The sequence below is a fragment of the Microbacterium testaceum StLB037 genome, from assembly GCF_008763945.1.
GTDB lineage: Bacteria > Actinomycetota > Actinomycetes > Actinomycetales > Microbacteriaceae > Microbacterium > Microbacterium testaceum_G.
On the sequence record NZ_VTQH01000002.1, the window covers coordinates 228,467 to 249,706 of the forward strand.

General features: G+C 69.9%; 18 protein-coding genes. 8 read left to right on the forward strand and 10 right to left on the reverse strand.

Going from position 1 to position 21,240, the window contains the following annotated elements:
- Window positions 1–21: 21 nt before the first annotated feature.
- Together F9B98_RS09745 and zapE are read right to left on the reverse strand one after the other, a co-directional pair.
- The gene (locus F9B98_RS09745) at window positions 22–1,296 is read right to left on the reverse strand and encodes an ammonium transporter (RefSeq protein ID WP_150956601.1); all 1,275 of its coding nucleotides are present in this window, start codon (window positions 1,294–1,296) and stop codon (window positions 22–24) included.
- 165 nt (window positions 1,297–1,461) lie between these two features.
- Complete coding sequence (gene zapE, locus F9B98_RS09750; protein WP_150956604.1) at window positions 1,462–2,499, reverse strand: cell division protein ZapE; 1,038 nt, start codon at window positions 2,497–2,499, stop codon at window positions 1,462–1,464.
- Between the two features lie 118 nt (window positions 2,500–2,617).
- Between zapE and F9B98_RS09755 the strand changes: the two genes are divergently transcribed.
- Together F9B98_RS09755 and F9B98_RS09760 are read left to right on the forward strand one after the other, a co-directional pair.
- Window positions 2,618–3,520 (forward strand): sulfurtransferase, encoded by a 903-nt coding sequence (locus tag F9B98_RS09755; RefSeq protein WP_150956606.1) that lies wholly within the window; start codon window positions 2,618–2,620, stop codon window positions 3,518–3,520.
- Between the two features lie 34 nt (window positions 3,521–3,554).
- Entirely contained in the window at window positions 3,555–3,995 is a 441-nt protein-coding gene (locus F9B98_RS09760; protein WP_150956609.1) for a SufE family protein, read from the forward strand.
- A 33-nt stretch (window positions 3,996–4,028) separates the two neighbouring features.
- Here F9B98_RS09760 and F9B98_RS09765 read toward each other — a convergent pair whose 3' ends face one another.
- The gene (locus F9B98_RS09765) at window positions 4,029–5,234 is read right to left on the reverse strand and encodes an alpha/beta hydrolase family protein (RefSeq protein WP_150956612.1); all 1,206 of its coding nucleotides are present in this window, start codon (window positions 5,232–5,234) and stop codon (window positions 4,029–4,031) included.
- A 25-nt stretch (window positions 5,235–5,259) separates the two neighbouring features.
- On the opposite strand from F9B98_RS09765, the gene F9B98_RS09770 reads away from it, so the two are divergent.
- The 4 genes from F9B98_RS09770 (at window position 5,260) to F9B98_RS09785 (ending at window position 10,454) form a co-directional block, all read left to right on the forward strand.
- A complete protein-coding gene (locus F9B98_RS09770; protein WP_150956615.1) occupies window positions 5,260–5,850 on the forward strand; it encodes a DUF3000 domain-containing protein in 591 nt (196 codons plus the stop codon).
- Complete coding sequence (locus F9B98_RS09775) at window positions 5,843–7,039, forward strand: ribonuclease D (protein WP_150956618.1); 1,197 nt, start codon at window positions 5,843–5,845, stop codon at window positions 7,037–7,039. The genes F9B98_RS09770 and F9B98_RS09775 overlap by 8 nt, the downstream gene beginning before the upstream one ends.
- Before the next feature lie 71 nt (window positions 7,040–7,110).
- Window positions 7,111–8,319 (forward strand): thiolase family protein, encoded by a 1,209-nt coding sequence (locus tag F9B98_RS09780; RefSeq protein WP_150956621.1) that lies wholly within the window; start codon window positions 7,111–7,113, stop codon window positions 8,317–8,319.
- The gene (locus tag F9B98_RS09785; protein ID WP_150956624.1) at window positions 8,316–10,454 is read left to right on the forward strand and encodes a 3-hydroxyacyl-CoA dehydrogenase NAD-binding domain-containing protein; all 2,139 of its coding nucleotides are present in this window, start codon (window positions 8,316–8,318) and stop codon (window positions 10,452–10,454) included. Before F9B98_RS09780 ends, F9B98_RS09785 begins: the two co-directional genes overlap by 4 nt.
- 418 nt (window positions 10,455–10,872) lie before the next feature.
- Here the strand turns inward: F9B98_RS09785 and dxs are convergent, their stop codons facing one another.
- The 5 genes from dxs to dut all read right to left on the reverse strand — a co-directional run bounded on the left by dxs (window position 10,873) and on the right by dut (window position 17,979).
- Window positions 10,873–12,822 (reverse strand): 1-deoxy-D-xylulose-5-phosphate synthase, encoded by a 1,950-nt coding sequence (dxs, locus tag F9B98_RS09790; RefSeq protein ID WP_150956627.1) that lies wholly within the window; start codon window positions 12,820–12,822, stop codon window positions 10,873–10,875.
- A gap of 334 nt (window positions 12,823–13,156) precedes the next feature.
- Entirely contained in the window at window positions 13,157–15,997 is a 2,841-nt protein-coding gene (gene acnA / locus F9B98_RS09795) for an aconitate hydratase AcnA (protein WP_150956630.1), read from the reverse strand.
- A 133-nt stretch (window positions 15,998–16,130) separates the two neighbouring features.
- Complete coding sequence (locus tag F9B98_RS09800; RefSeq protein ID WP_150956633.1) at window positions 16,131–16,886, reverse strand: DUF3159 domain-containing protein; 756 nt, start codon at window positions 16,884–16,886, stop codon at window positions 16,131–16,133.
- Window positions 16,883–17,527, reverse strand: coding sequence for a DUF3710 domain-containing protein (locus tag F9B98_RS09805; protein WP_150956636.1), 645 nt, complete (start codon window positions 17,525–17,527; stop codon window positions 16,883–16,885). The genes F9B98_RS09800 and F9B98_RS09805 overlap by 4 nt, the downstream gene beginning before the upstream one ends.
- Window positions 17,524–17,979 carry a dUTP diphosphatase gene (gene dut / locus F9B98_RS09810; protein WP_056231552.1) on the reverse strand — a complete coding sequence of 152 codons (456 nt, stop codon included), beginning with the start codon at window positions 17,977–17,979 and terminating at the stop codon, window positions 17,524–17,526. The genes F9B98_RS09805 and dut overlap by 4 nt, the downstream gene beginning before the upstream one ends.
- A 12-nt stretch (window positions 17,980–17,991) precedes the next feature.
- Between dut and F9B98_RS09815 the strand changes: the two genes are divergently transcribed.
- Window positions 17,992–18,483, forward strand: a complete 492-nt coding sequence (locus tag F9B98_RS09815) for a DUF3093 domain-containing protein (protein ID WP_150956639.1) — start codon at window positions 17,992–17,994, stop codon at window positions 18,481–18,483.
- Here F9B98_RS09815 and F9B98_RS09820 read toward each other — a convergent pair.
- Complete coding sequence (locus F9B98_RS09820) at window positions 18,458–18,751, reverse strand: DUF4193 domain-containing protein (RefSeq protein ID WP_055837222.1); 294 nt, start codon at window positions 18,749–18,751, stop codon at window positions 18,458–18,460. The genes F9B98_RS09815 and F9B98_RS09820 overlap by 26 nt on opposite strands.
- A 221-nt stretch (window positions 18,752–18,972) precedes the next feature.
- On the opposite strand from F9B98_RS09820, the gene sepH reads away from it, so the two are divergent.
- Entirely contained in the window at window positions 18,973–20,001 is a 1,029-nt protein-coding gene (gene sepH / locus F9B98_RS09825) for a septation protein SepH (RefSeq protein ID WP_150956642.1), read from the forward strand.
- A gap of 98 nt (window positions 20,002–20,099) precedes the next feature.
- Here the strand turns inward: sepH and F9B98_RS09830 are convergent, their stop codons facing one another.
- Window positions 20,100–21,227 carry an alkaline phosphatase family protein gene (locus F9B98_RS09830; protein ID WP_150956647.1) on the reverse strand — a complete coding sequence of 376 codons (1,128 nt, stop codon included), beginning with the start codon at window positions 21,225–21,227 and terminating at the stop codon, window positions 20,100–20,102.
- Window positions 21,228–21,240 lie beyond the last annotated feature (13 nt).

Genomic DNA, 21,240 nt, shown 5'->3' on the forward strand with positions numbered 1-21,240 from the left:
CCGTTCGGGGTGAGGCGGGTGTCAGCCGCGGACGTCGGAGAGGACGTAGCCCTCTTCGCCGTGCACGACGGTGTCGATGCCCGCGATCTCGTCCTCGTTCTTGACGCGGAAGCCGATGGTCTTCTCGATCGCGAAGCCGATGGCGAAGGCGAGCACGAACGAGTACGCCAGCACCGCGAAGGCCGCGATCGCCTGGACGATCAGCTGGTTCAGCGAACCGCTGTAGATGAGGCCCGAGCCGTTGGCGAAGAAGCCGAGGTACAGCGTTCCGATCAGACCACCCACGAGGTGGATGCCGACGACGTCCAGCGAGTCGTCGAAGCCGAGCTTGAACTTCAGCTCGATGGCCAGCGCGCAGACGGCTCCGGCGACGAGGCCGAGGACGATCGCCCAGAAGGGCGTGAGGGCGGCGCAGGCCGGGGTGATGGCGACCAGACCCGCGACCGCACCGGAGGCGGCGCCGACCGAGGTGGGCTTGCCGTCCTTGACCTTCTCGACGATCAGCCAGGCGAGCAGGGCTGCGGCGGGAGCGGCGATGGTGTTGACGAACGCGAGAGCGGCGGTGCCGTCGGCGGCGAGCTCGGAGCCGGCGTTGAAGCCGAACCAGCCGAACCACAGCAGGCCCGCGCCGAGCAGGACGAACGGCGGGTTGTGGGGGACGTGGGCGCCCTTCTGGAAGCCGACGCGCTTGCCCAGGACCAGGGCCAGGGCGAGAGCGGCCGCACCGGCGTTGATGTGGACCGCCGTACCACCGGCGAAGTCGATCGCGCCGACGCCGAAGACGTCCTGCAGACCGTGGGTGATCCAACCGCCGTAGCTGAAGGTGCCGTCCTCGGCGAGGCCGAAGTTGAAGACCCAGCTCGCGACCGGGAAGTAGACCACCGTCGCCCAGATGCCGGCGAAGATCATCCACGCGCCGAACTTGGCGCGGTCGGCGATGGCGCCGGAGACGAGGGCGACCGTGATGATCGCGAAGGTGGCCTGGAAGGCGACGAAGGCGAGCGGCGGGTAAGCGGCGCCCTCCGGCGTCTCGAGGACACCCGAGAGGCTCAGCTCGTTGAAGTCGATCAGCCAGGGGACGTTGGTGGTGCCGGCCTCGGTCGCGGGGAACGCGATCGCGTAGCCGTAGAGCACCCACAGGACGCCCATCAGACCCATCGCGCCGAAGCTCATCATCATCATGCTGATGACGCTCTTGGCCTTGACGAGTCCGCCGTAGAAGAACGCGAGTCCTGGCGTCATCAGCAGCACGAGGGCGGCTGCTATCAGGATGAATGCGGTGTTGCCTTGATCCATCTCGGAGGGAACCTCTCTGCAGGGACGCAGGTAAAGCGTCGGGTCCCCTCAGTGTTCCCAGCCCCGGTTCCGTCGTCGTTCGCCCCGTGTTTCGGACGTGTTACAGGCGGCCCGTTCCGGTAAACATCGCGTTTCGTGCGCCCGCGAACCGGTGATGAAGGCCGCTCAGGAATGCGTCAGGGCGACCAGTCGCGACACTGCGCGCAGGTACTTCTTGCGGTAGCCCCCGCCCAGCATCTCGTCGCTGAACACGGTGTTCAGCGGCACGCCGGTCGCGCGGATCGGGATCTGCGCGTCGTAGGCGCGGTCGACGAACGCCACCAGGCGCAGGGCGGCCGACTGGTCGTGCAGCACCTGCACGTCGCGCAGGCCGATCACGTCGACCCCGTCGATCAGACGGATGAAGCGGGACGGGTGCACGCGTGCCAGGTGGCCGACGAGGTCGGAGAAGGCGTCGTCGGATGCCACGGAGCCCGAGGCCGCGGCATCCATCGCCTCTCGATATCCCTCGTCGGACAGCACCTTCGCCTCGCCGTCGATCGCGCGCTGGCGGAAGTCGGTGCCGTCGATGCGGATCGTGCGGAAGCTGTCGGACATCGACTGGATCTCGCGCAGGAAGTCCTGGGCGGCGAAGCGCCCCTCGCCCAGCGCGTTCGGCGGGGTGTTCGAGGTCGCGGCGAGCCGGGTTCCGGATGCCACGAGCTCGCCGAGCAGGCGCGTCATGACCATCGTGTCGCCCGGGTCGTCGAGTTCGAACTCGTCGATGCAGAGCAGATCGGAGCCGCGGAAGAGCTCGACGGCCTTGGCGTAGCCGAGCACGCCGACGAGGGCGGTGTACTCGATGAACGAACCGAAGTACTTCCGGCGGGCGGGCATGGCGTGGTAGATAGAGGCCAGGAGGTGGGTCTTCCCGACGCCGAAGCCGCCGTCGAGGTACACGCCGGGCTTGACGGGGGCGACCTTCTCGGCGCGGCGGAAGAAGCCGCCCTTCTTGGCGGGGGCGGACTGCTTCCCCGCGAACTGCTGCAGCAGTTCTTTCGCCTCCTGCTGCGAGGGGTAGGCGTCGTCGGCGCGGTACGACTCGAACGTCGCGCCATTGAACTGCGGCGGCGGAACGAGGGCGTTCACCATCTCGGCACCCGAGACCGCGGGATCGCGCTCGGTGAGGTGGATGAGGCCGGTCGTGGCGGGAGTGGAGGTCATGGCCGTCCTGTGTCCAAGTCTTACGGGGAGGGTGCGTGCCCCATGCCGCGGATCTAGGGTCGATGGTGCGGTGTCCACCCTATGCCGCGCCATCCACCGCCTTGACCGAGGAGCATCCGTGACCGTCGAGTTCGACACCACGTCCCCCAAGTTCGCCGACTACGCCGAGCCCGGCCGGCTCGTCACGGGTGAATGGCTGCAGCAGCGTCTCGGTCAGCCCGGCCTCGTGGTCGTGGAATCCGACGAAGACGTGCTGCTCTACGAGACGGGCCACATCCCCGGCGCCGTGAAGGTCGACTGGCACACCGAGTTGAACGACCCGGTCGTGCGCGACTACGTCGACGGCGAGGGCTTCGCGAAGCTGCTGAGCAGCAAGGGCATCTCGCGCGACGACACCGTGGTGATCTACGGCGACAAGAACAACTGGTGGGCCGCGTACGCCCTGTGGGTCTTCTCGCTCTTCGGTCACGACGACGTGCGTCTGCTCGACGGCGGCCGTGACAAGTGGATCGCCGAGGGCCGCCCGATCACCACCGACAAGACGGTCGTCGAGGCCACGGACTACCCGGTCGTCGAGCGCGACGACTCGGTGCTGCGCGCGTACAAGGACGACGTGCTCGCTCACCTCGGCAACCCCCTCATCGACGTGCGCTCCCCCGAGGAGTATTCGGGCGAGCGGACCACCGCCCCCGCCTACCCCGAGGAGGGCGCCCTGCGCGCCGGCCACATCCCGAGCGCGCAGAGCGTGCCGTGGGGCAAGGCGGTCGCCGAGGACGGCGGCTTCAAGTCGCGCGCGGAGCTCGACGCGATCTACCGCGACGGCGCGGGTCTGGCCGACGGTGACAAGATCGTCGCGTATTGCCGCATCGGCGAGCGTTCGAGCCACACCTGGTTCGTGCTGAAGCACCTGCTCGGTTTCGACGACGTGCGCAACTACGACGGCTCGTGGACCGAGTGGGGCAGCGCGGTGCGCGTGCCGATCGTCTCGGGTTCCGAGCCCGGCGAGGTCCCCGGACGCTGAGCCGGCTCGTCGCGGGCGTGGGAGGATGACGGTGATGACCGACAACGCCCTCCCCGCCCGCCTCGCCGAGATCCGCGACGAGTTCCTCGAGCTCGACGAGCCCGACCGCTTGCAGCTGCTGCTGGAGTTCTCGCAGGAGCTGCCCGAGGTGCCGGCCGACCTGGCCGATCACCCCGAGCTGCGTGAGCGCGTCGTGGAGTGCCAGTCCCCCGTCTTCATCATCGTCACGGTCGACGATGACGATCGAGTCGCGATGCACGCCACGGCCCCGGCCGAGGCACCGACCACTCGCGGCTTCGCCAGCATCCTCGCGCAGGGACTCACCGGCCTCGGCGCCGACGAGGTGCTCGCCGTGCCCGACGACTTCCCGCAGAGCATCGGCCTCACCCGCGCCGTGAGCCCGCTGCGCATCGCCGGCATGACCGGCATGCTCATGCGCGCCAAGCGCCAGGTGCGCGCGAAGCGCGAGGCCTGAGCCTTCCGCTCCGCCGGGGCTCGGCATCCCGGATCAACTTCGGGCGAGTCCCTGGCGTCGTACCCAATCCTGGATCGCGGTGCTCCAGCGCGTCTCGTCGTAGTTCCAGAGCTTCGTGTGGCGGGCGATCGAGAACGTCTCCATCGTCACCAGATCGGGGCGTGCGTCCGCGAGCGCGTGCGAGGCGTCCGAGGGGACGAACCCGTCGTCGTCGCTGTGGAGGATGAGCACCGGATGCCGCAGCTCGGCGGACCGCGCGACGCCGTCGAGGCGGTCGAGGGGTATCGGTTCGCCGCTGCGCAACGCGGCGGCTCCCCAGGTGGAGCCGAGCGTGCGTTGGGCCAGAGCGATCACCGGTTGCGGCAGGCGCATGGCGCGGCCCTGGAACCGCAGTACCGTGCGCCAGTCGACCACGGGCGAGTCGAGCACGAGCCCGGCGATGACGTCGGCGTGCGGCGACTCGAGGGCGGCCTGCAGCGACAGCGCTCCGCCCATCGACCAGCCCATCAGGAGCACGCGGCGAGCCCCGTGGCGACGGGCATAGCCGATCGCGGCGTCGACGTCGCGCCACTCGGTCGCGCCCAGGGCGTAGGTGCCCGAGGGGCTGCGGGGAGCGTCGCCGTCGTTGCGGTACGACACCACCAGGCTCGTGATGCCGAGCGCGTGGAAGGCCGGAACCGCGCGCAGGGTCTCGGACCGGGTCGTGCCGCGCCCGTGCACCTGCACGACCCACACGTCGGTGTCGACGTCCGCCGGGAATTCCCACGCCGGGCAGGCCCCGACGCCGGTGTCGATGTCGAGCGCGTGGAACGGGAGCAGGAGGTCTTCGGGTCGGTCGAAGTACCAGCCGCTGAAGGCGGCCTCGGCGGCGAGGTCTCCGTCGGCGGGCACGTGCGTGAGGAGCTTGCGGGTGACGGTTTCCGCGTCTTCGCTCACGATGGAGCCGAGGCGCAGATAGTCGGTCGACCCGACGGTGAACAGGCCGTACCGACCGGGCAGCGCGGTATCGGGGGTGCGCTCCAGGGTGATGGTCTGCGCGGCGGCGTCGAGCCGCACGATGCGCGTGTCGGGGCGACGCCCCGCGGGCTGGACGACCGTGCGCGCCACGCGGAGCGAGACGGCCCCGAGAGCGGTGCCCGAGGCGGCGAGGGCGAGGCCGAGAGCCGACAGGGTGAGGCGCAGGGCGGCGGTCGTGCGCTGCGATGCGCGAGGACCCGCGGCGCGCCTGGGAGCGTTCATCGAGGCCTCACTCTAGTCTGTGGCCGTGAGTGACCAGCGCCCGGCGGAGGCCGACAGCCCCTTCGCGCGAGCCGTCGCCGAGGTGCGCGACACGGCGTTCCGCGACGATCTCGTCGTCCGTCAGATCCCGTCGCCCTCCGGCCTCGCCCCGTTCTCTCTCGCTCTCGCGGGAGACGTGCGGCCCGAGGAGCACGCCACCGATTCCCCCTTCGGGACCGGGCGCTTCATCCTGCTGCACGATCCCGAAGAGCCCGAGCCCTGGGGCGGCGCGTGGCGCATCGTGTGCTTCGCGCAGGCTCCGCTCGAGCCCGAGATCGGCGTCGATCCCCTGCTGGCCGAGGTCGCCTGGTCGTGGCTGATCGACGCGCTGGACTCGCGCGGGGCGCAGCGGCACTCGGAGTCGGGCACCGCCACCAAGACCCTCTCCACCGGCTTCGGGGCCCTGGCCGCCCAGGGCGAGGGGTCGCAGATCGAACTTCGCGCGTCGTGGTCGCCGCGCGGTCCCTTCCGCCCGCACCTCGAGGCGTGGGCGGAGCTCGTGTGCATGCTCGCCGGCCTCCCCCCGGGGTCGGAGGGCGTCGCTGTTCTCGGAGCCCGGAGGCCCACGCGTGGTTGAGTACATCGTCATCGAGGATGCCGAGAGCTTCCTCGCCGCTTGCGAGACCCTGGCCGCGGGGAGCGGTCCCGTCGCGGTCGACGTCGAGCGCGCCTCGGGCTTCCGCTACTCGCAGCGCGCCTACCTGATCCAGGTGTTCCGCCGCGAGGCCGGGGTGTTCCTGTTCGACCCCTCGACGATCGAGGATTTTTCGCCGCTGCAGGCCGCCATCGGCGACGTCGAGTGGGTCTTCCACGCCGCGAGCCAGGACCTGCCGTCGCTGCGCGAGCGGGGCCTCGAGCCCCCGCGCATCTTCGACACCGAGCTGGGCTCGCGCCTTCTCGGTCACGAGCGCGTGGGCCTGGGCGCCGTCGTCGAGCAGACGCTCGGCATCACCCTGGCCAAGGCCCACTCGGCCGCGGACTGGTCGACGCGCCCGCTGCCGGCATCCTGGCTCGAGTACGCCGCTCTCGACGTCGAGCACCTCGTCGACGTCCGCGACGTGCTCGACGCGGAGCTGACCGAGCAGGGCAAGACCGAGATCGCCCGCCAGGAGTTCCAGGCCGTCCTCGACCGCGAGCCCAAGCCGCCGCGCGATGACCCGTGGCGACGGCTCAGCGGCCTGCACAGCGTGCGCGGCCGCCGCTCCCTGGCCGTCGCGCGGTCGCTCTGGCAGGCGCGCGAGGACTACGCCCGCGAGCAGGACATCGCTCCGGGCCGGCTCGTTCCCGACCGTGCCCTCGTGGCCGCGGTGCTCGCCGACCCGCAGACCAAGCAGGCGCTCGCGGGCGTGAAGGAGTTCAACGGTCGAGCGAGCCGCACGCAGCTCGACCGGTGGTGGAACGCGATCGTCGCCGGTCGCGAGTCGACCGATCTGCCCGCCGACCGCGTACCCAGCGACACCCTTCCCCCGCCGCGAGCGTGGGCGGACCGCAACCCCGAGGCCGACCGGCGGCTGAAGAAAGCCCGGCCCGCCGTCGAAGCGCGCGCGGAAGAGCTGCGGATGCCGACCGAGAACCTCCTCACCCCCGAGACGCTGCGCCGCGTGGCGTGGGCGCCGCCGGCGGAGACGACGGTCGAGGCGGTCGGCGCGGCTCTCGCAGAGCTCGGCGCTCGCCCCTGGCAGATTGACCAGACTGCACAGGTGATCGTCGATAGCTTTGTAGCTTCCCTCAACGCGGACGACGACGGGTCTGCCACGGATTCGTAGGTTCGGACAACCGATTTATTCCGTCGAATCCGCCTTCCTAGGCTGGGGTCATCCCAAACAATGGAGGCAGAGTGGCCGAGATGACGGACGTCTTCTTCGTCGATGGAATGCGCACCCCGTTCGGGCGCGCCGGCGAAAAGGGCATGTACTGGAATACGCGCGCCGACGATCTGGTGGTCAAGGCGATCATCGGTCTGATGGAGCGCAACGGCGACGTGCCGAAGGACCGGATCGACGACGTGGCGATCGCCGCGACGTCGCAGACCGGTGACCAGGGGCTCACCCTGGGGCGCACGGCGGCGATCCTCGCGGGGCTCCCGATGACCGTGCCGGGCCTGGCGATCGAGCGCATGTGCGCCGGCGCGATGACGAGCGTCACCACGATGGGCGCCTCGATCGGCGTCGGCATGTACGACCTCGCCCTCGCCGGTGGTGTCGAGCACATGGGCCGCCACCCCATCGGCGGGAACGTCGACCCCAACCCCCGCTTCGTGGCCGAGAAGCTCGTCGACCCGGGCGCGTTGAACATGGGTGTCACCGCCGAGCGCATCCACGACCGTTTCCCGCACCTCACGAAGGAGCGCGCGGACCGCTTCGGTGTCGCCAGCCAGCACAAGGTGCAGGCCGCGTACGACGCGAGCAAGATCCAGCCCGACCTCGTGCCCGTGGCCGTGAAGAACGCCGAGGGCGCCTGGGGCCTCGCCACCGAGGACGAGGGGCGCCGCCCCGAGACCACGCTCGAGGGTCTCGCGACGCTCAAGACCCCGTTCCGTCCCCACGGACGCGTCACGGCCGGCACGTCGTCGCCCCTCACGGACGGTGCGACCATCAGCCTGCTCGCGGGCGGCGACGCCGTGAAGGAGTTCGGTCTGGCGCCCAAGATGCGCATGGTCTCGTTCGCGTTCGCCGGCGTCGAGCCCGAGATCATGGGCATCGGCCCCATCCCCTCGACCGAGAAGGCCCTCAAGAAGGCCGGACTCACGATCGACGACATCGGCCTGTTCGAGCTCAACGAGGCGTTCGCCATCCAGGTGATCTCGCTGCTCGATCACTTCGGCATCGCCGACGACGACCCGCGCGTGAATCCCTGGGGCGGCGCCATCGCCCTGGGCCACCCGCTCGCGGCATCCGGAGTCCGTCTCATGATCCAGCTGGCGGCGCAGTTCGCCGAGCGTCCCGACGTGCGCTACGGCCTGACGGCCATGTGCGTGGGGCTGGGCCAGGGCGGCTCGGTCATCTGGGAGAACCCGTTCTTCGACGGAAAGAAGAAGCGCAAGTGACCGACTACGCATCCATCGACTTCACGCCCCTCGACGCCCTCACCGGCGACGAGGTGGTGACCCACTCCCCCGTCCGCGACGTTCGGCTGCCCTCGGGCAACGTGCTTGCGCTGATCACGCTCGACAACGGCCGCGACCACACCCGGCCCAATACGCTGGGGCCCGCGACCCTCGCCGAGCTCGGGCAGACGCTCGAGTCTCTGAAGAAGCGCGCGGCCGCCGGCGAGATCCACGCCGTCGCGATCACCGGCAAGCAGTACATCCTCGCCGCCGGCGCCGACCTGTCGGACGTGGCGAAGCTGCCCTCGAAAGAGGTCGCTCGCCTCATCGCGCAGCGCGGACACCAGATCATCGGCTCGCTGTCGGAGCTCGGCGTCCCCTCGTTCGCGTTCGTGAACGGCCTCGCCCTCGGCGGCGGTCTCGAGATCGCGCTGAACTCGACGTATCGCACGGTAGACGCCTCCGCCGCGGCGATCGCGCTGCCCGAGGTGTTCCTCGGCATCATCCCGGGCTGGGGCGGTGCCTACCTGTTGCCGAACCTCATCGGCATCGAGAACGCGCTCGAGGTCATCATTTCGAACCCGCTCAAGCAGAACCGCATGCTCAAGCCGCAGCAGGCGTTCGATCTCGGGATCATGGATGCCATCTTCCCCGCGGCCAGCTACCTCGAGGACTCGCTGCGCTGGGCCGATGGCGTGCTCACCGGTCGGGTCCGCGTCGAGCGCAAGAACGAGCCGGGCAAGCTCGAGCGCCTGACCAAGTGGCCCATCGCGATCAAGATGGCCCGCGGCATGCTCGAGTCGAAGATCGGCACCGTGCCCCGCTCCCCCTACGTCGCGCTCGACCTGCTCGACAAGGCCAAGAGCGGCACGAAGGCAGAGGGCTTCGCGCGCGAGGACGAGGCACTGGCCGAGCTCATCACGGGCGATCAGTTCGCGGCATCCATGTATGCCTTCGACCTCGTGCAGAAGCGCGCCAAGCGTCCGGTCGGTGCCCCCGATAAGGCGCTCGCGAAGAAGGTCACCAAGGTCGGCGTCATCGGCGCGGGGCTCATGGCCTCGCAGTTCGCGCTGCTGTTCGTGCGCAAGCTCCGGGTGCCCGTGATCATCACCGACCTCGATCAGGGCCGGGTCGACAAGGGCGTGGCATCCATTCGGGAAGAGATCGGCAAGCTCGAGGCCAAGGGGCGCCTCGACGGCGACACGGCGAACCAGCTGCGCGCGCTCGTGCACGGCACCACCGACCGCTCGGAGTTCGCCGACTGCGACTTCGTCATCGAGGCCGTGTTCGAAGAGGTGGGCGTGAAGCAGGAGGTGTTCTCGGCCATCGAGAAGATCGTCGCCGACGACGCGATCCTCGCGACCAACACCTCGTCGCTCTCGGTCGCCGAGATCGGCTCGGTGCTGCAGAACCCCGAGCGGCTGGTGGGCTTCCACTTCTTCAACCCCGTCGCGGTCATGCCGCTCATCGAGGTCGTGAAGACGGATGCCACCTCCGACGCCGCGCTGTCGACCGCTTTCGTGGTGGCCAAGGGCCTGGGCAAGAATGCGGTGCTCACCGCCGACGCGCCGGGCTTCGTCGTGAACCGCCTGCTGGCGAAGGTCATGGGCGAGGCAGCGCGCGCCGTGTACGAGGGCACACCCATCACGGTGGTCGAGAAGGCGTTCGCGCCGCTCGGGCTGCCGATGGGGCCGTTCCAGCTGATCGACCTCGTCGGCTGGAAGGTCGCCGCTCACGTGCAGGACACGATGGCCCATGCCTTCCCCGAGCGGTTCTTCTCGTCGGAGAACTTCCACGAGCTCGCGGCCCTGCCCGAGGTCGTCGAGAAGGACAAGGGCGGCCGCGTGACCGGTTGGACCAAGGCCGCGCAGAAGGTGCTCGTCACCGGTAAGACGCCCGTCGCGCCCGAGACGATCCTCGGCCGCGTGCAGGACGGCCTCGCGCAGGAGATCAAGATCATGCTGGATGAGGGCGTCGTCCCCGAGGTGCAGGACATCGACCTGTGCCTCATCCTCGGCGCGGGCTGGCCGTTCATCGACGGCGGGGCGTCGCCCTACCTCGACCGCGAGGGGGCCTCGGAGCGCGCCTTCGGCGACACGTTCCACCACCCGCCGATCCGCGGCATCGGGGCCTGAGCTCCGGATACGACAGCGGCGCCGTCCCCCGAGGAGCGGCGCCGCTGGCGTTGGTGCGGGGCGCGGGGCGGCACCGTGGTGTCGGGCGTCACGAGAACAGGGGGCGCGGCGGGGACAGGCCATTCGCGCCGGTTTCGGCCTGTTCTCGGTGTATCGCCCTGTTCTCGTGACGGCGGGGAAGCGCGGGGACGGTGTGACGAGAACAGGGGCGGCGCCGCTGGCGTTCGCGCGGGGCGCGGGGCGGCACCGTGGTGCGGAGCGTCACGAGAACAGGGGGCGCGGCGGGGACAGGCCGTTCGCGCCGGTTTCGGCCTGTTCTCGGTGCATCGTCCTGTTCTGGTGACAGAGCGCGGCGGCGCCGGACATGCGGAACGGGCCGGGATATGGCATCCCGACCCGTCCTCTTCGCCCTGATCGACTAGGGCCGCGACTTCTCCCACTGCTCGATCGTGGGGATCGAGCCGGTCGGGGTCTGACGCGCCATGGGGATGCGGGTGCCCAGGACCTGGGCCACGACGTCGTGGGCGATCTTCGAGGCCGTGAGACCGGCGTCTTCGAGGATCTGCTCGCGCGTGGCGTGGTCGATGAACTCGTCGGGGATGCCGAGCTCGTCGACCGCCGTGTCGACGCCGGCCTCGCGCAGCACCTGGCGGACGCGGGTGCCGACACCGCCGACGCGAATGCCGTCTTCGATCGTGATGACCAGGCGGTGCTCGCGCGCGAGTTCGACGATCGAGGGCTGCACGGGGATCGCCCAGCGCGGATCGATGACGGTGGCGCCGATGCCCTGCGCCTTCAGCCGCTCGGCGACCTCGAGGGCGAGGTGCACCATCGGGCCGATACCGACCAGCAGCACGTCTTCGCCCGCTCCCCGGCTCAGCACGTCGACACCGTCGTGGAGACGCTCGATCGCCTCGACGTCGTCGTTGACCTTGCCCTTGGGATAGCGCACCACGGTGGGCGCGTCTTCGACCGCCGCGGCCTCGCGGAAGACCTCGCGCAGGCGCGCCGCGTCACGCGGAGCGGCGATCCGGATGCCGGGAACGAGCTGCAGCATCGCCAGGTCCCAGATGCCGTGGTGGCTCGGGCCGTCGGGGCCGGTGACCCCGGCGCGGTCGAGCACGAAGGTCACGCCCGCCTTGTGCAGGGCGACGTCCATCATGACCTGGTCGAACGCGCGGTTCATGAAGGTGGCGTAGATCGCCACGACCGGGTGAAGCCCGCCGAAAGCGAGACCGGCGGCGGATGCCACGGCGTGCTGTTCGGCGATGCCGACGTCGTACACCCGCTCGGGGAAGCGCTCGGCGAACTGCTGCAGACCCGTGGGGCGCAGCATCGCGGCGGTCATGGCGATGATGTCCTGACGCTCGGTGCCGATCTTGACGAGCTCCTCGGCGAAGACGTCGGTCCACTGCAGACCGCCGCCCGAGCCGAGCGCCTCGCCGGTGATCGGATCGATCTTGCCGACGGCGTGGAACTGATCGGCCTCGTCGCTCATCGCCGGGGCGTAGCCGCTGCCCTTGTCGGTGATGGCGTGCACGATCACCGGGGCGCCGTACGACTTGGCGAGCTCGAGGGTCTCGATCAGCGACTCGAAGTCGTGCCCGTCGATGGGGCCGAGGTACTTGATGTCGAGGTTGCTGTAGAGCGCCTCGTTGTTGGTGAAGCGCGAGAGGAAGCCGTGCGTGCCGCCGCGGACCCCGCGGTAGACCGCGCGAGCGGCGGGTCCGAGCCGGCGGAAGAGGGTGTCGGAGCCGCGGTGCAGGGTGCGGTAGGCGTCGTTCGTGCGCACGCGGTTCAGGTAGCGCGCCATGCCGCCGATGGTCGGGGCGTAGGAGCGGCCGTTGTCGTTGACGACGATGACGAGGTTGCGGTCGTTGTCGTCGCTGATGTTGTTCAGCGCCTCCCAGGTCATGCCGCCCGTCAGGGCGCCGTCGCCGACGACCGCGACGACGTGCCGGTCGCGGCGACCAGTGCGGCTGAAGGCGCGCGAGACGCCGTCGGCCCAGCTGAGGGAGCTCGAGGCGTGCGAGGACTCCACGACGTCGTGCTCGCTCTCGGACCGCTGCGGGTAGCCGGCGAGACCGCCCCGGGAGCGCAGGGCCGAGAAGTCCTGGCGCCCGGTGAGCATCTTATGCACGTACGACTGGTGCCCGGTGTCGAAGATGATCGGGTCGGACGGGGAGTCGAAGACCTTGTGCAGGGCGATCGTCAGCTCGACGACGCCGAGGTTCGGACCGAGGTGCCCGCCGGTGCGGGCGACGTTCTCGACGAGGAAGGAACGGACTTCGGCGGCCAGCTGTCGCAACTGGTCGGGGGTCAGCCCGTCGAGGTCACGGGGGCCGTGAATGCCGGGTAGGAGAGCCATATGACTCCTCTCGTGCTGTGCGCGCGGGGACGTGCGTACTGGTCGATTCTAGTCTCGGGGGCCGGTCCGGGCCCGGCAACGGCTTGCGGGGTGGGGCGATCGGTGGTCTCGATCGGACCCGGCGCCCCCGCGCCACGCGGCGCCCCCGGTCATTGCGCGATAAACGCTCGCTGCACCGGGAAACGCCCTCGGACGGCGTTTCTCCGCGCAGCGAGCGTTTATCAGAGGGATGCCGTGCCCCGACGCCGCGCCTCGGGGAGGGATGCCGTACCCCGGCGAACGCGACGAGCGCCCGCCCCGACGGATCGGGGCAGGCGCTCGGAACGCGGGTGCGTCAGACCAGCGAACGCAGCACGTACTGCAGGATGCCGCCGTTGCGGTAGTAGTCGGCCTCACCGGGGGTGTCGATGCGGACCACGGCGTCGAAGGTGATGGTCTGCTTTCCCTCGGGCGAGAACTCGCTCGGCTCGGCGGTGACCTTCACCGTCTTGGGCGTGACGCCCTCGTTGAGCTGCTCGAGGCCCTCGATCGAGACGATCTCGGTGCCGTCGAGGCCCAGCGACTTCCAGCTCTCGCCGGCGGGGAACTGCAGCGGGACGACGCCCATACCGATGAGGTTCGAGCGGTGGATGCGCTCGAAGCTCTCGGTGATGACCGCCTTGACGCCGAGCAGGTTCGTGCCCTTGGCCGCCCAGTCGCGCGACGAGCCGGAGCCGTACTCCTTGCCGCCGAAGATGACCAGCGGGGTGCCCTGCGCCTGGTAGTTCTGGCTCGCGTCGAAGATGTACGACTGCGGGCCGCCCTCCTGCGTGAAGTCGCGCGTGTAGCCACCCTCGACCACGGTGCCGTCGTTGACCGCCGCGGTGAGCTCGTTCTTCAGGCGGATGTTCGCGAACGTGCCGCGGATCATGACCTCGTGGTTTCCGCGGCGCGAGCCGTAGGAGTTGAAGTCCTTCTGCGCGACGCCGTGCTCCGTGAGGTACTGCGCGGCCGGGGTGCCGGCCTTGATGTTGCCCGCGGGGCTGATGTGGTCGGTGGTGACCGAGTCACCCAGCGTCGCCATCACGCGCGCACCGGTGATGTCGCGCACGGCATCCGGCTGCATGGTCATGCCGTCGAAGTAGGGAGCCTTGCGCACGTAGGTGGAGTCGGCATCCCATTCGAAGACCGGTCCGGTCGGGGTGGGCAGGTTCTTCCAGCGCTCGTCGCCCTCGAAGACGGTGGCGTACTGCTGGATGAACTGCTCACGCGAGATCGACGCGTCGATGATCGTCTGCACCTGGTCGGGAGCCGGCCAGATGTCCTTGAGGAAGACGTCGTCGCCGTTCTGGTCGGTGCCCAGGGCGTCGGTCTCGAAGTCGAAGTTCATCGACCCGGCGAGGGCGTAGGCGACGACCAGCGGCGGGGATGCCAGGTAGTTCATCTTCACGTCGGGGCTGATGCGACCCTCGAAGTTGCGGTTGCCCGAGAGGACGGCCGTGACGGCGAGGTCGTTCTCGTTGATGGCCTCGGACACCTCTTCGATCAGCGGACCGGAGTTACCGATGCAGATCGTGCAGCCGTAGCCCACGGTGTAGAAGTCGAGGCCCTCGAGCGCCTTGTCGAGACCGGACTTCTCGTAGTAGTCGGTGACGACCTTCGAGCCGGGTCCGAGCGTCGTCTTGACCCACGGCTTGCGCTTGAGGCCCTTATCGACGGCGTTCTTGGCGAGCAGACCCGCCGCGATCATGACCGAGGGGTTCGAGGTGTTGGTGCACGAGGTGATGGCCGCGAGCGTCACGGCACCGTTGTCGAGCAGGTACGACTGGCCGTCGGGCGTGGTGACCTTGACCGGGTTCGAGGCGTTCGCGGGGTGTCCCGACGAGATCAGCACCTCGCTCTCGGTGACCTCCTCGTGCTCCTCGCCGGGGACCGAGCCCGGGTCGGATGCCGGGAACGTGCCGTCGACCTCGAGGTCGACGATCGAGTCGGAGACCGACGCACCGGCGTAGTTGAGGATGTCCTTCTCGAACTGGTTCTTCGCCTCGGACAGCAGGATGCGGTCCTGCGGGCGCTTCGGACCGGCGATCGAGGGGACGACCGTCGAGAGGTCGAGCTCCATGTACTCGCTGAAGACCAGTTCGCGGTCGGCGTCGTGCCAGAGCTTCTGCTCCTTGGCGTACGCCTCGACGAGGGCCACGGTCTGCTCGTCGCGGCCGGTCAGGCGCAGGTAGTCGAGCGTGACGTCGTCGATGGGGAACATCGCGGCGGTCGAGCCGAACTCGGGGCTCATGTTGCCGATGGTGGCGCGGTTTGCGAGCGGGACGGATGCGACGCCCTCGCCGTAGAACTCGACGAACTTGCCGACCACGCCGTGCTTGCGCAGCATGTCGGTGATGGTGAGCACGACGTCGGTCGCGGTCACACCCGCGGGGATCTCGCCCGAGAGCTTGAAGCCGACGACGCGCGGGATGAGCATCGACACGGGCTGACCGAGCATGGCCGCTTCGGCCTCGATGCCGCCGACGCCCCAGCCGAGCACGCCCAGGCCGTTGACCATCGTGGTGTGCGAGTCGGTGCCGACGCAGGTGTCGGGGTAGGCGCGGAGCACGCCGTCGACCGTGCGGTCGTAGATGACCTTGGCGAGGTGCTCGATGTTGACCTGGTGCACGATGCCGGTTCCCGGGGGGACGACCTTGAAGTCGTCGAAGGCCGTCTGGCCCCAGCGGAGGAACTGGTACCGCTCGCCGTTGCGCTCGTACTCGATCTCGACGTTGCGCTCGAGGGCGTTCTCGCTGCCGAACAGGTCGGCGATGACCGAGTGGTCGATGACCATCTCGGCGGGCGAGAGCGGGTTGATCTTGTTGGGGTCGCCGCCGAGGGCGGTCACGGCCTCGCGCATGGTGGCGAGGTCGACGATGCAGGGCACGCCGGTGAAGTCCTGCATGACCACGCGGGCCGGGGTGAACTGGATCTCGGTGTCGGGGTCGGCCGTGGGGACCCACGAGCCGAGGGCCTCGATCTGCTCCTTGGTGACGTTGGCGCCGTCCTCGGTGCGCAGAAGGTTCTCGAGCAGCACCTTGAGGCTGAACGGGAGCTTCTCGTGACCGGCGACCGTGTCGATGCGGAAGATCTCGTAGTCGGTGCTGCCGACCGTCAGGGTGCTCTTGGCACCGAAGCTGTCAACCGTGGACACGATCGTCTCCTTCGTCGGCGAATGCGCAGGCGTCAGCCCGCATTTCTCCATCTTCCCCGCGTGGAGCGGTCGATTCCAGGAAGGCCGACCTAACCGCTCGAGGCGACGGATTTATCTTGATGTCAAGATATTATCAGGACTCGCGCCGAGGGTGGAGAGCACGGACCACGAGCCACGTCACGGCGAGCATCGGGGCGAACAGCGGCAGGCCCATCACGATCTTCAACGTGCCGAGCGCGGTCACGTCTCCCGCGAAATACAGCGGCAGCTGGACGGCCAATCGCGCGGCGAACAGCGCAGCCCAGGCGATCGACAGCCAGGTGTAGGCGCGGCGCTTGCGCTTGTCGGCACGCCACCGCGTCCCCTCGCCGAGCAGATAGCCCGCGGCGAGGCCGATGAGCGGCCAGCCCACCAGCGCCGACACGAGGAACGCCGTCCCGTACGCGCCGTTCGTGAAGAACCCGAGGACGAAGTTGTCCTGACCGCGCCCGGTCACCAGCGAGAGCACCGCCGCTCCGGCCGTCGCCAGCAGGCCGCCGATGGCGGCGCTCGGCGGCGACTTCGCGATCAGACGCGCGAGGGTGAACACGACCGCGAGCCCGACCGACACCCCCAGGCTCAGCCAGAGGTTCCCCTGGCGCGTCTCGGGGTCGATCGTCAGCGTGAAGAGCACGACGAAGGCGAGCGAGGGAAGGACGGATTCCAGGATGCCGCGCACCCCGCCCATCGCCGACCACACCGCAGCGCCGGTCGAGGTGTGCTTGGCGGGGTCGAGGCCCGCGCGGCGCGCGGCGTTTCCGAGAGCCGCGCTCACGCTCTCCGCCGCGGACGGCGGGTCGAGGGGGACGCGGTCGTCTTCTCGCGCCGGACGGGTGGAGTCGTCGCTCATGCGGTTCCGGGGCTCGACGGCATCCGGAGGGGGATGAGATCACGCGGCGGCATCGGCGACGATCCGCGGACCACGACGATCGAGCGGAAGAGGTCTTCGACCGCGGCGGCGGCCTCGACGTCGCTCGTGGCCGCTCCCCCGACGACGCCGCGGAGGAACCAGCGGGGTCCGTCCACGCCCACGAACCGGGCGAGGCGCTTGCTCGCTCCGTCCGCGCCGGCGACGGGGACCTCGGCGAGCAGCTCGGGGCCGAGCGGGCCCTCGCGCTCCTCGACGCGGCCGCCCTGCTGCTTGACCTGCTGGCGGATCTGGTCGCGGGTCTCTTCCCACAGGCCGCTCGAGCGCGGAGCGGCGAAGGGCTGCACCTGCAGGGTGGACTCGGCGTAGTCGAGGCCGACGGCCACGATGCGCTTGGTCTGCTCCTCGACCTCGAGGCGGAGGTTGAGGCCCTCGCGCGGGAGGATCTTGATCCCGCCCAGGTCGATGTAGGGGCGGACCGGGTTGGCCTCGGCCTCGTCGAACGGGCCCGCGGTGTCGCGGTCGGCCGGGCCGCTCTTGCCCGCCTGGACGGTTTCGGTCCCCGGCGTCTCGGTCTCGGCCTCGGCGGTGTCGGGCGTGGTCTGCGACTCGTCGTCGGTCATCGGGTGCTCCCTTGCAGAGTCTGATATCCGCTCGATCCGAAGCCGCCTTGGCCGCGCACGCTGTCGGGCAGTTCGTCGACGGGGACGAAGCGCACGGCCGGGACGGGCATCACGATGAGCTGGGCGATGCGGTCTCCGACCGCGATGTCATAGGCCTCGTCGAGGTCGGTGTTGAGGAGGGCGACCTTGATCTCGCCGCGGTAGCCGGCGTCGATGGTTCCCGGCGCGTTCACGATCGTGATGCCGTGCTTGGCGGCCAGGCCGCTGCGCGGAACGACGAAGGCGGCGTACCCCTCGGGGAGGGCGATGCGCACCCCCGTGGAGACGAGAGCGCGGCGCCCGGGCTCCAGGCGCACCGCCTCGGCGGCGGTCAGGTCGGCTCCGGCGTCGCCGGGGTGGGCGAAGACCGGAGGCTCGGATGCGACAATGAGGACGTCCACCGTTTCGGTCACCCCACGAGGGTAATGCAGAAGAGGGGGTGCGGCATCCGCACCGCAGCCGAGTATCGAGAGCGTCTCAGCCCGTCGCTGTGGGCGCTGGTCGCCGCAGCCGTGTGCGGTCCGATGGCCGCCGTCGTCTTCTCGCCGCTCGACACGACGCTGGCCCTGTTCGTCGGGCTGCTCGTGTCGGTGGGCATCGTGTCGGGCCTGCTGGCGATCGCGCCGGTCATCGAGGTCCGTGACGGAGAGCTGCGCGCGGGGCGTGCGCACATCCCGGTCGATCTTCTCGGGCAGCCCACCGGCGTCGTCGCCGAAGAGGCCCGCACCGCCCGTGGGAGTGGTTTCGACCACCGGGCGTGGCATGTGATCCGGGGAGGTATCGACGGCATCGTCACGGTCCCCGTGATCGATCCCGACGACCCGACCCCGTCGTGGGTGGTGTCCACCCGCACGCCGGATCGCCTGGTGGCGGCGATCCAGCGTGCTCAGGTCAGGCTGCGCACTCCAGGCAGATGAAGCCGGGGCCGCTCTCCTCCGCGATCTGCGAACGGTGCTTCACGAGGAAGCAGTTCATGCAGGTGAACTCGTCTTCCTGAGCGGGGAGGACGACGACATCGAGCTCGATGTCGGAGAGGTCGGCGCCGGGCAGTTCGAAGCCCGAGGGGTTGTCGGCATCCTCGTTGTCGATCGACCCCGACGCCTTGTCGGGCACGCGCTCCTTGAGGGCCTCGATCGACTCGCTGTCGTCCTCGGTCTTGCGCGGTGCGTCGTAATCGGTTGCCATGCGTGCAGGTCTCTACTTCCGGATTTCGTGGTGCTGTGCCCCATCGGGTGCCCGATCGGGCGGCCATAGTTTGCATGACCCGTCCTCGATAAGCAAATGCTCCGGGAGGGGTGAGCGTGTCAGGCCTGACGGGAAACTCGCGGCGCGCCCGCGATATTCCCGGAAGCGGGCCTCGCGCGTGACAGCATGAACGCTGACCGCAGATCGGAGGGGTGTTTCGTATGGAACAGCTCAAAGTCATCGGAACCGAAGATGACGTCCTCGTCGTGGCGACGCAGGCGGGCGAACGCTTCGCCCTCGCGCTCGATGAGGTGCTGCGCGCCGAGGCGCGCCGCGCGCGTCGGGACCGTGAGGACGACGACCGCGCCCCGCGCCCGAGCCCTCGCGATATCCAGGCGCACATCCGCGCCGGTCTGTCGGCGCGCGAAGTGGCGACGTTGCTGAGCGCGCGCGTCGAAGACGTCGAGCGCTTCGAAGGCCCGGTGCTCGCCGAGCGCGAACACGTGGTGGCTCAGGCCCTCGCCGTGCCGGTGCTGCTGGGCGGTACCCTCGAGCACGACTCCCCCATCACCTTCGGCGCGGCCGTGCGTGCCAAGCTCGCCGAAGCCGGCGCCTCGGCCGAGCGCTGGACGAGCTGGAAAGAGAGCGCGGGCTGGTTCGTCAAGCTCGAGTTCACCGCCAACGGCATCGATCACGACGCGCGCTGGAGCTTCGATCCGCGCCGCAGCATCCTCTCGCCGCAGAACGCCGACGCGATCCAGCTCTCTCGCCAGGGCTCCCTCCCCGAGGGGCTCATCCCCCGCCTGCGGGCCCTCGACAACGTATCGAAGGACGACTCGCGCTTCGACAGCGGGGCGTTCGGACCGCGTCGCATCGACATCGACGACGAGCCGGGCGTCGAGGCCACCGGCCCCGTCGCCACCGCCGTCCAGGCCGCCGCGATCAAGCGCGCGCCCGACGCCCCCGTGACCTCGGCCGAGACCGCCGACCTCCTCGAGGCCCTCCGCCGTCGCCGCGGGCAGCGCGAGCCGCTGCCGGGCGCCTCCGAGGTCGCCGACCCGGAGCCGCGTCCGTCGAGCCCGCCGGTCGCGTTGTTCGACGCCGTCGAGCCGGGGTACGCCGACACCGATGACGACAAGCCGAGCGAGCCGGAGCGTCCCGCGGCCGACAACGCCCGCCGCACCAAGGGACGCCCCTCGATGCCGTCGTGGGACGAGATCGTCTTCGGCGCCCGATCCGACGAGAGCTGACGCGCCCGACGCATCCCCGGTCGGAGCTCGCCTCGGACCGGTCGCCTCGGGATGGAGCGGGAACGGTGGATACCGGCATCCCGGCGCCCCTCTCCGACTCAGGCGAACGCGCCGAGGCGCAATAGGGGCACCGTGCGCTCCTCGTCGGTGAGCGAGCCGTGCTGGCCCACCATCCGCTGCGGGCGTTTGTCGGCCTCGCGGTCGTCGTAGTACGCGAAGCGTCCGCGCGCGGCGACGAGCACGTCTCCGATGCGCGGGCGCACCTCGTCGTCGACGGTGCCGAACAGACCCGCCGCGATGGCCTCGTCGCGGGTGAGAACCCAGGCCCGCGCGGCCTCGGACTCGCGCCACAGCGCGGCCACGGCATCCGTTCGACCGTCCTGCGTGTACAGGTGGAGCATGCGGGGCTCGCCGCCGATCAGTGTGACGCCACTGAGCAGAGAATCGCCGTCGCGCAGCAGCACGTGCTTGTGGGCGGGGACGTCGACCATGCCGTGGTCGGCCGTGACGACGACGCCGGTACGGGGGTCGATGGTCTCGGCGAGGCGTCGGGCGGCGGCATCCACCCGCTCGAGGGCGTCGGTCCACCGGTCGGATTCCCACCCGTCCCGGTGCCCGGCGGTGTCGAGCTCGGGCGCGTAGAGGTAGGTGAGGGATCCCGGATGCCGCGCGGCCAGATCGGCCGCCAGGCGCACCCGCTCGTCGAGGTCGTCGGACGAGGCGAACTCGGCTCCCCGCAGCGTGGCCTCGGTGAAGCCGGTGCCGGTGTACGACGGGCGCGACACGACGAAGCTGGGCAGGCCCGCCTCGGCCCGCGCGGCGAAGAGGGGCGTGCGCCGCTGCCAGGTGAGCGGGTCGAGACCGTCGGTCTCCCAGCCGTGCAGCTGATTCGACGCGATGGCCGTACCCGGGATGCGCGTGCGGTAACCGACGATGCCGTGGCTGCCGGGATCGGTGCCGGTCAGCAGGCTCGTGAGCGCCGCCGCCGTGGTCGAGGGGAAGACGGTGCGAGCCACGTCTTTGCGGCCGCCGACCGAGCTGAGGAAGCGTGCGTGACCGCGACGGGCCGCGAGGTTGTGAGAGCCCAGACCGTCGACGAGCATGACGATGGCGCTGCGGGCCGGCGCGAACCACTCCGACTCGCCCGTCAGGGCGGCGATCGACTGCGTCACCACACCGGTGAGGCTGCGGGAGCGCGGCGGGTCCGCCGGTAGGCTGAGTGACATCGGGCCCAGTCTT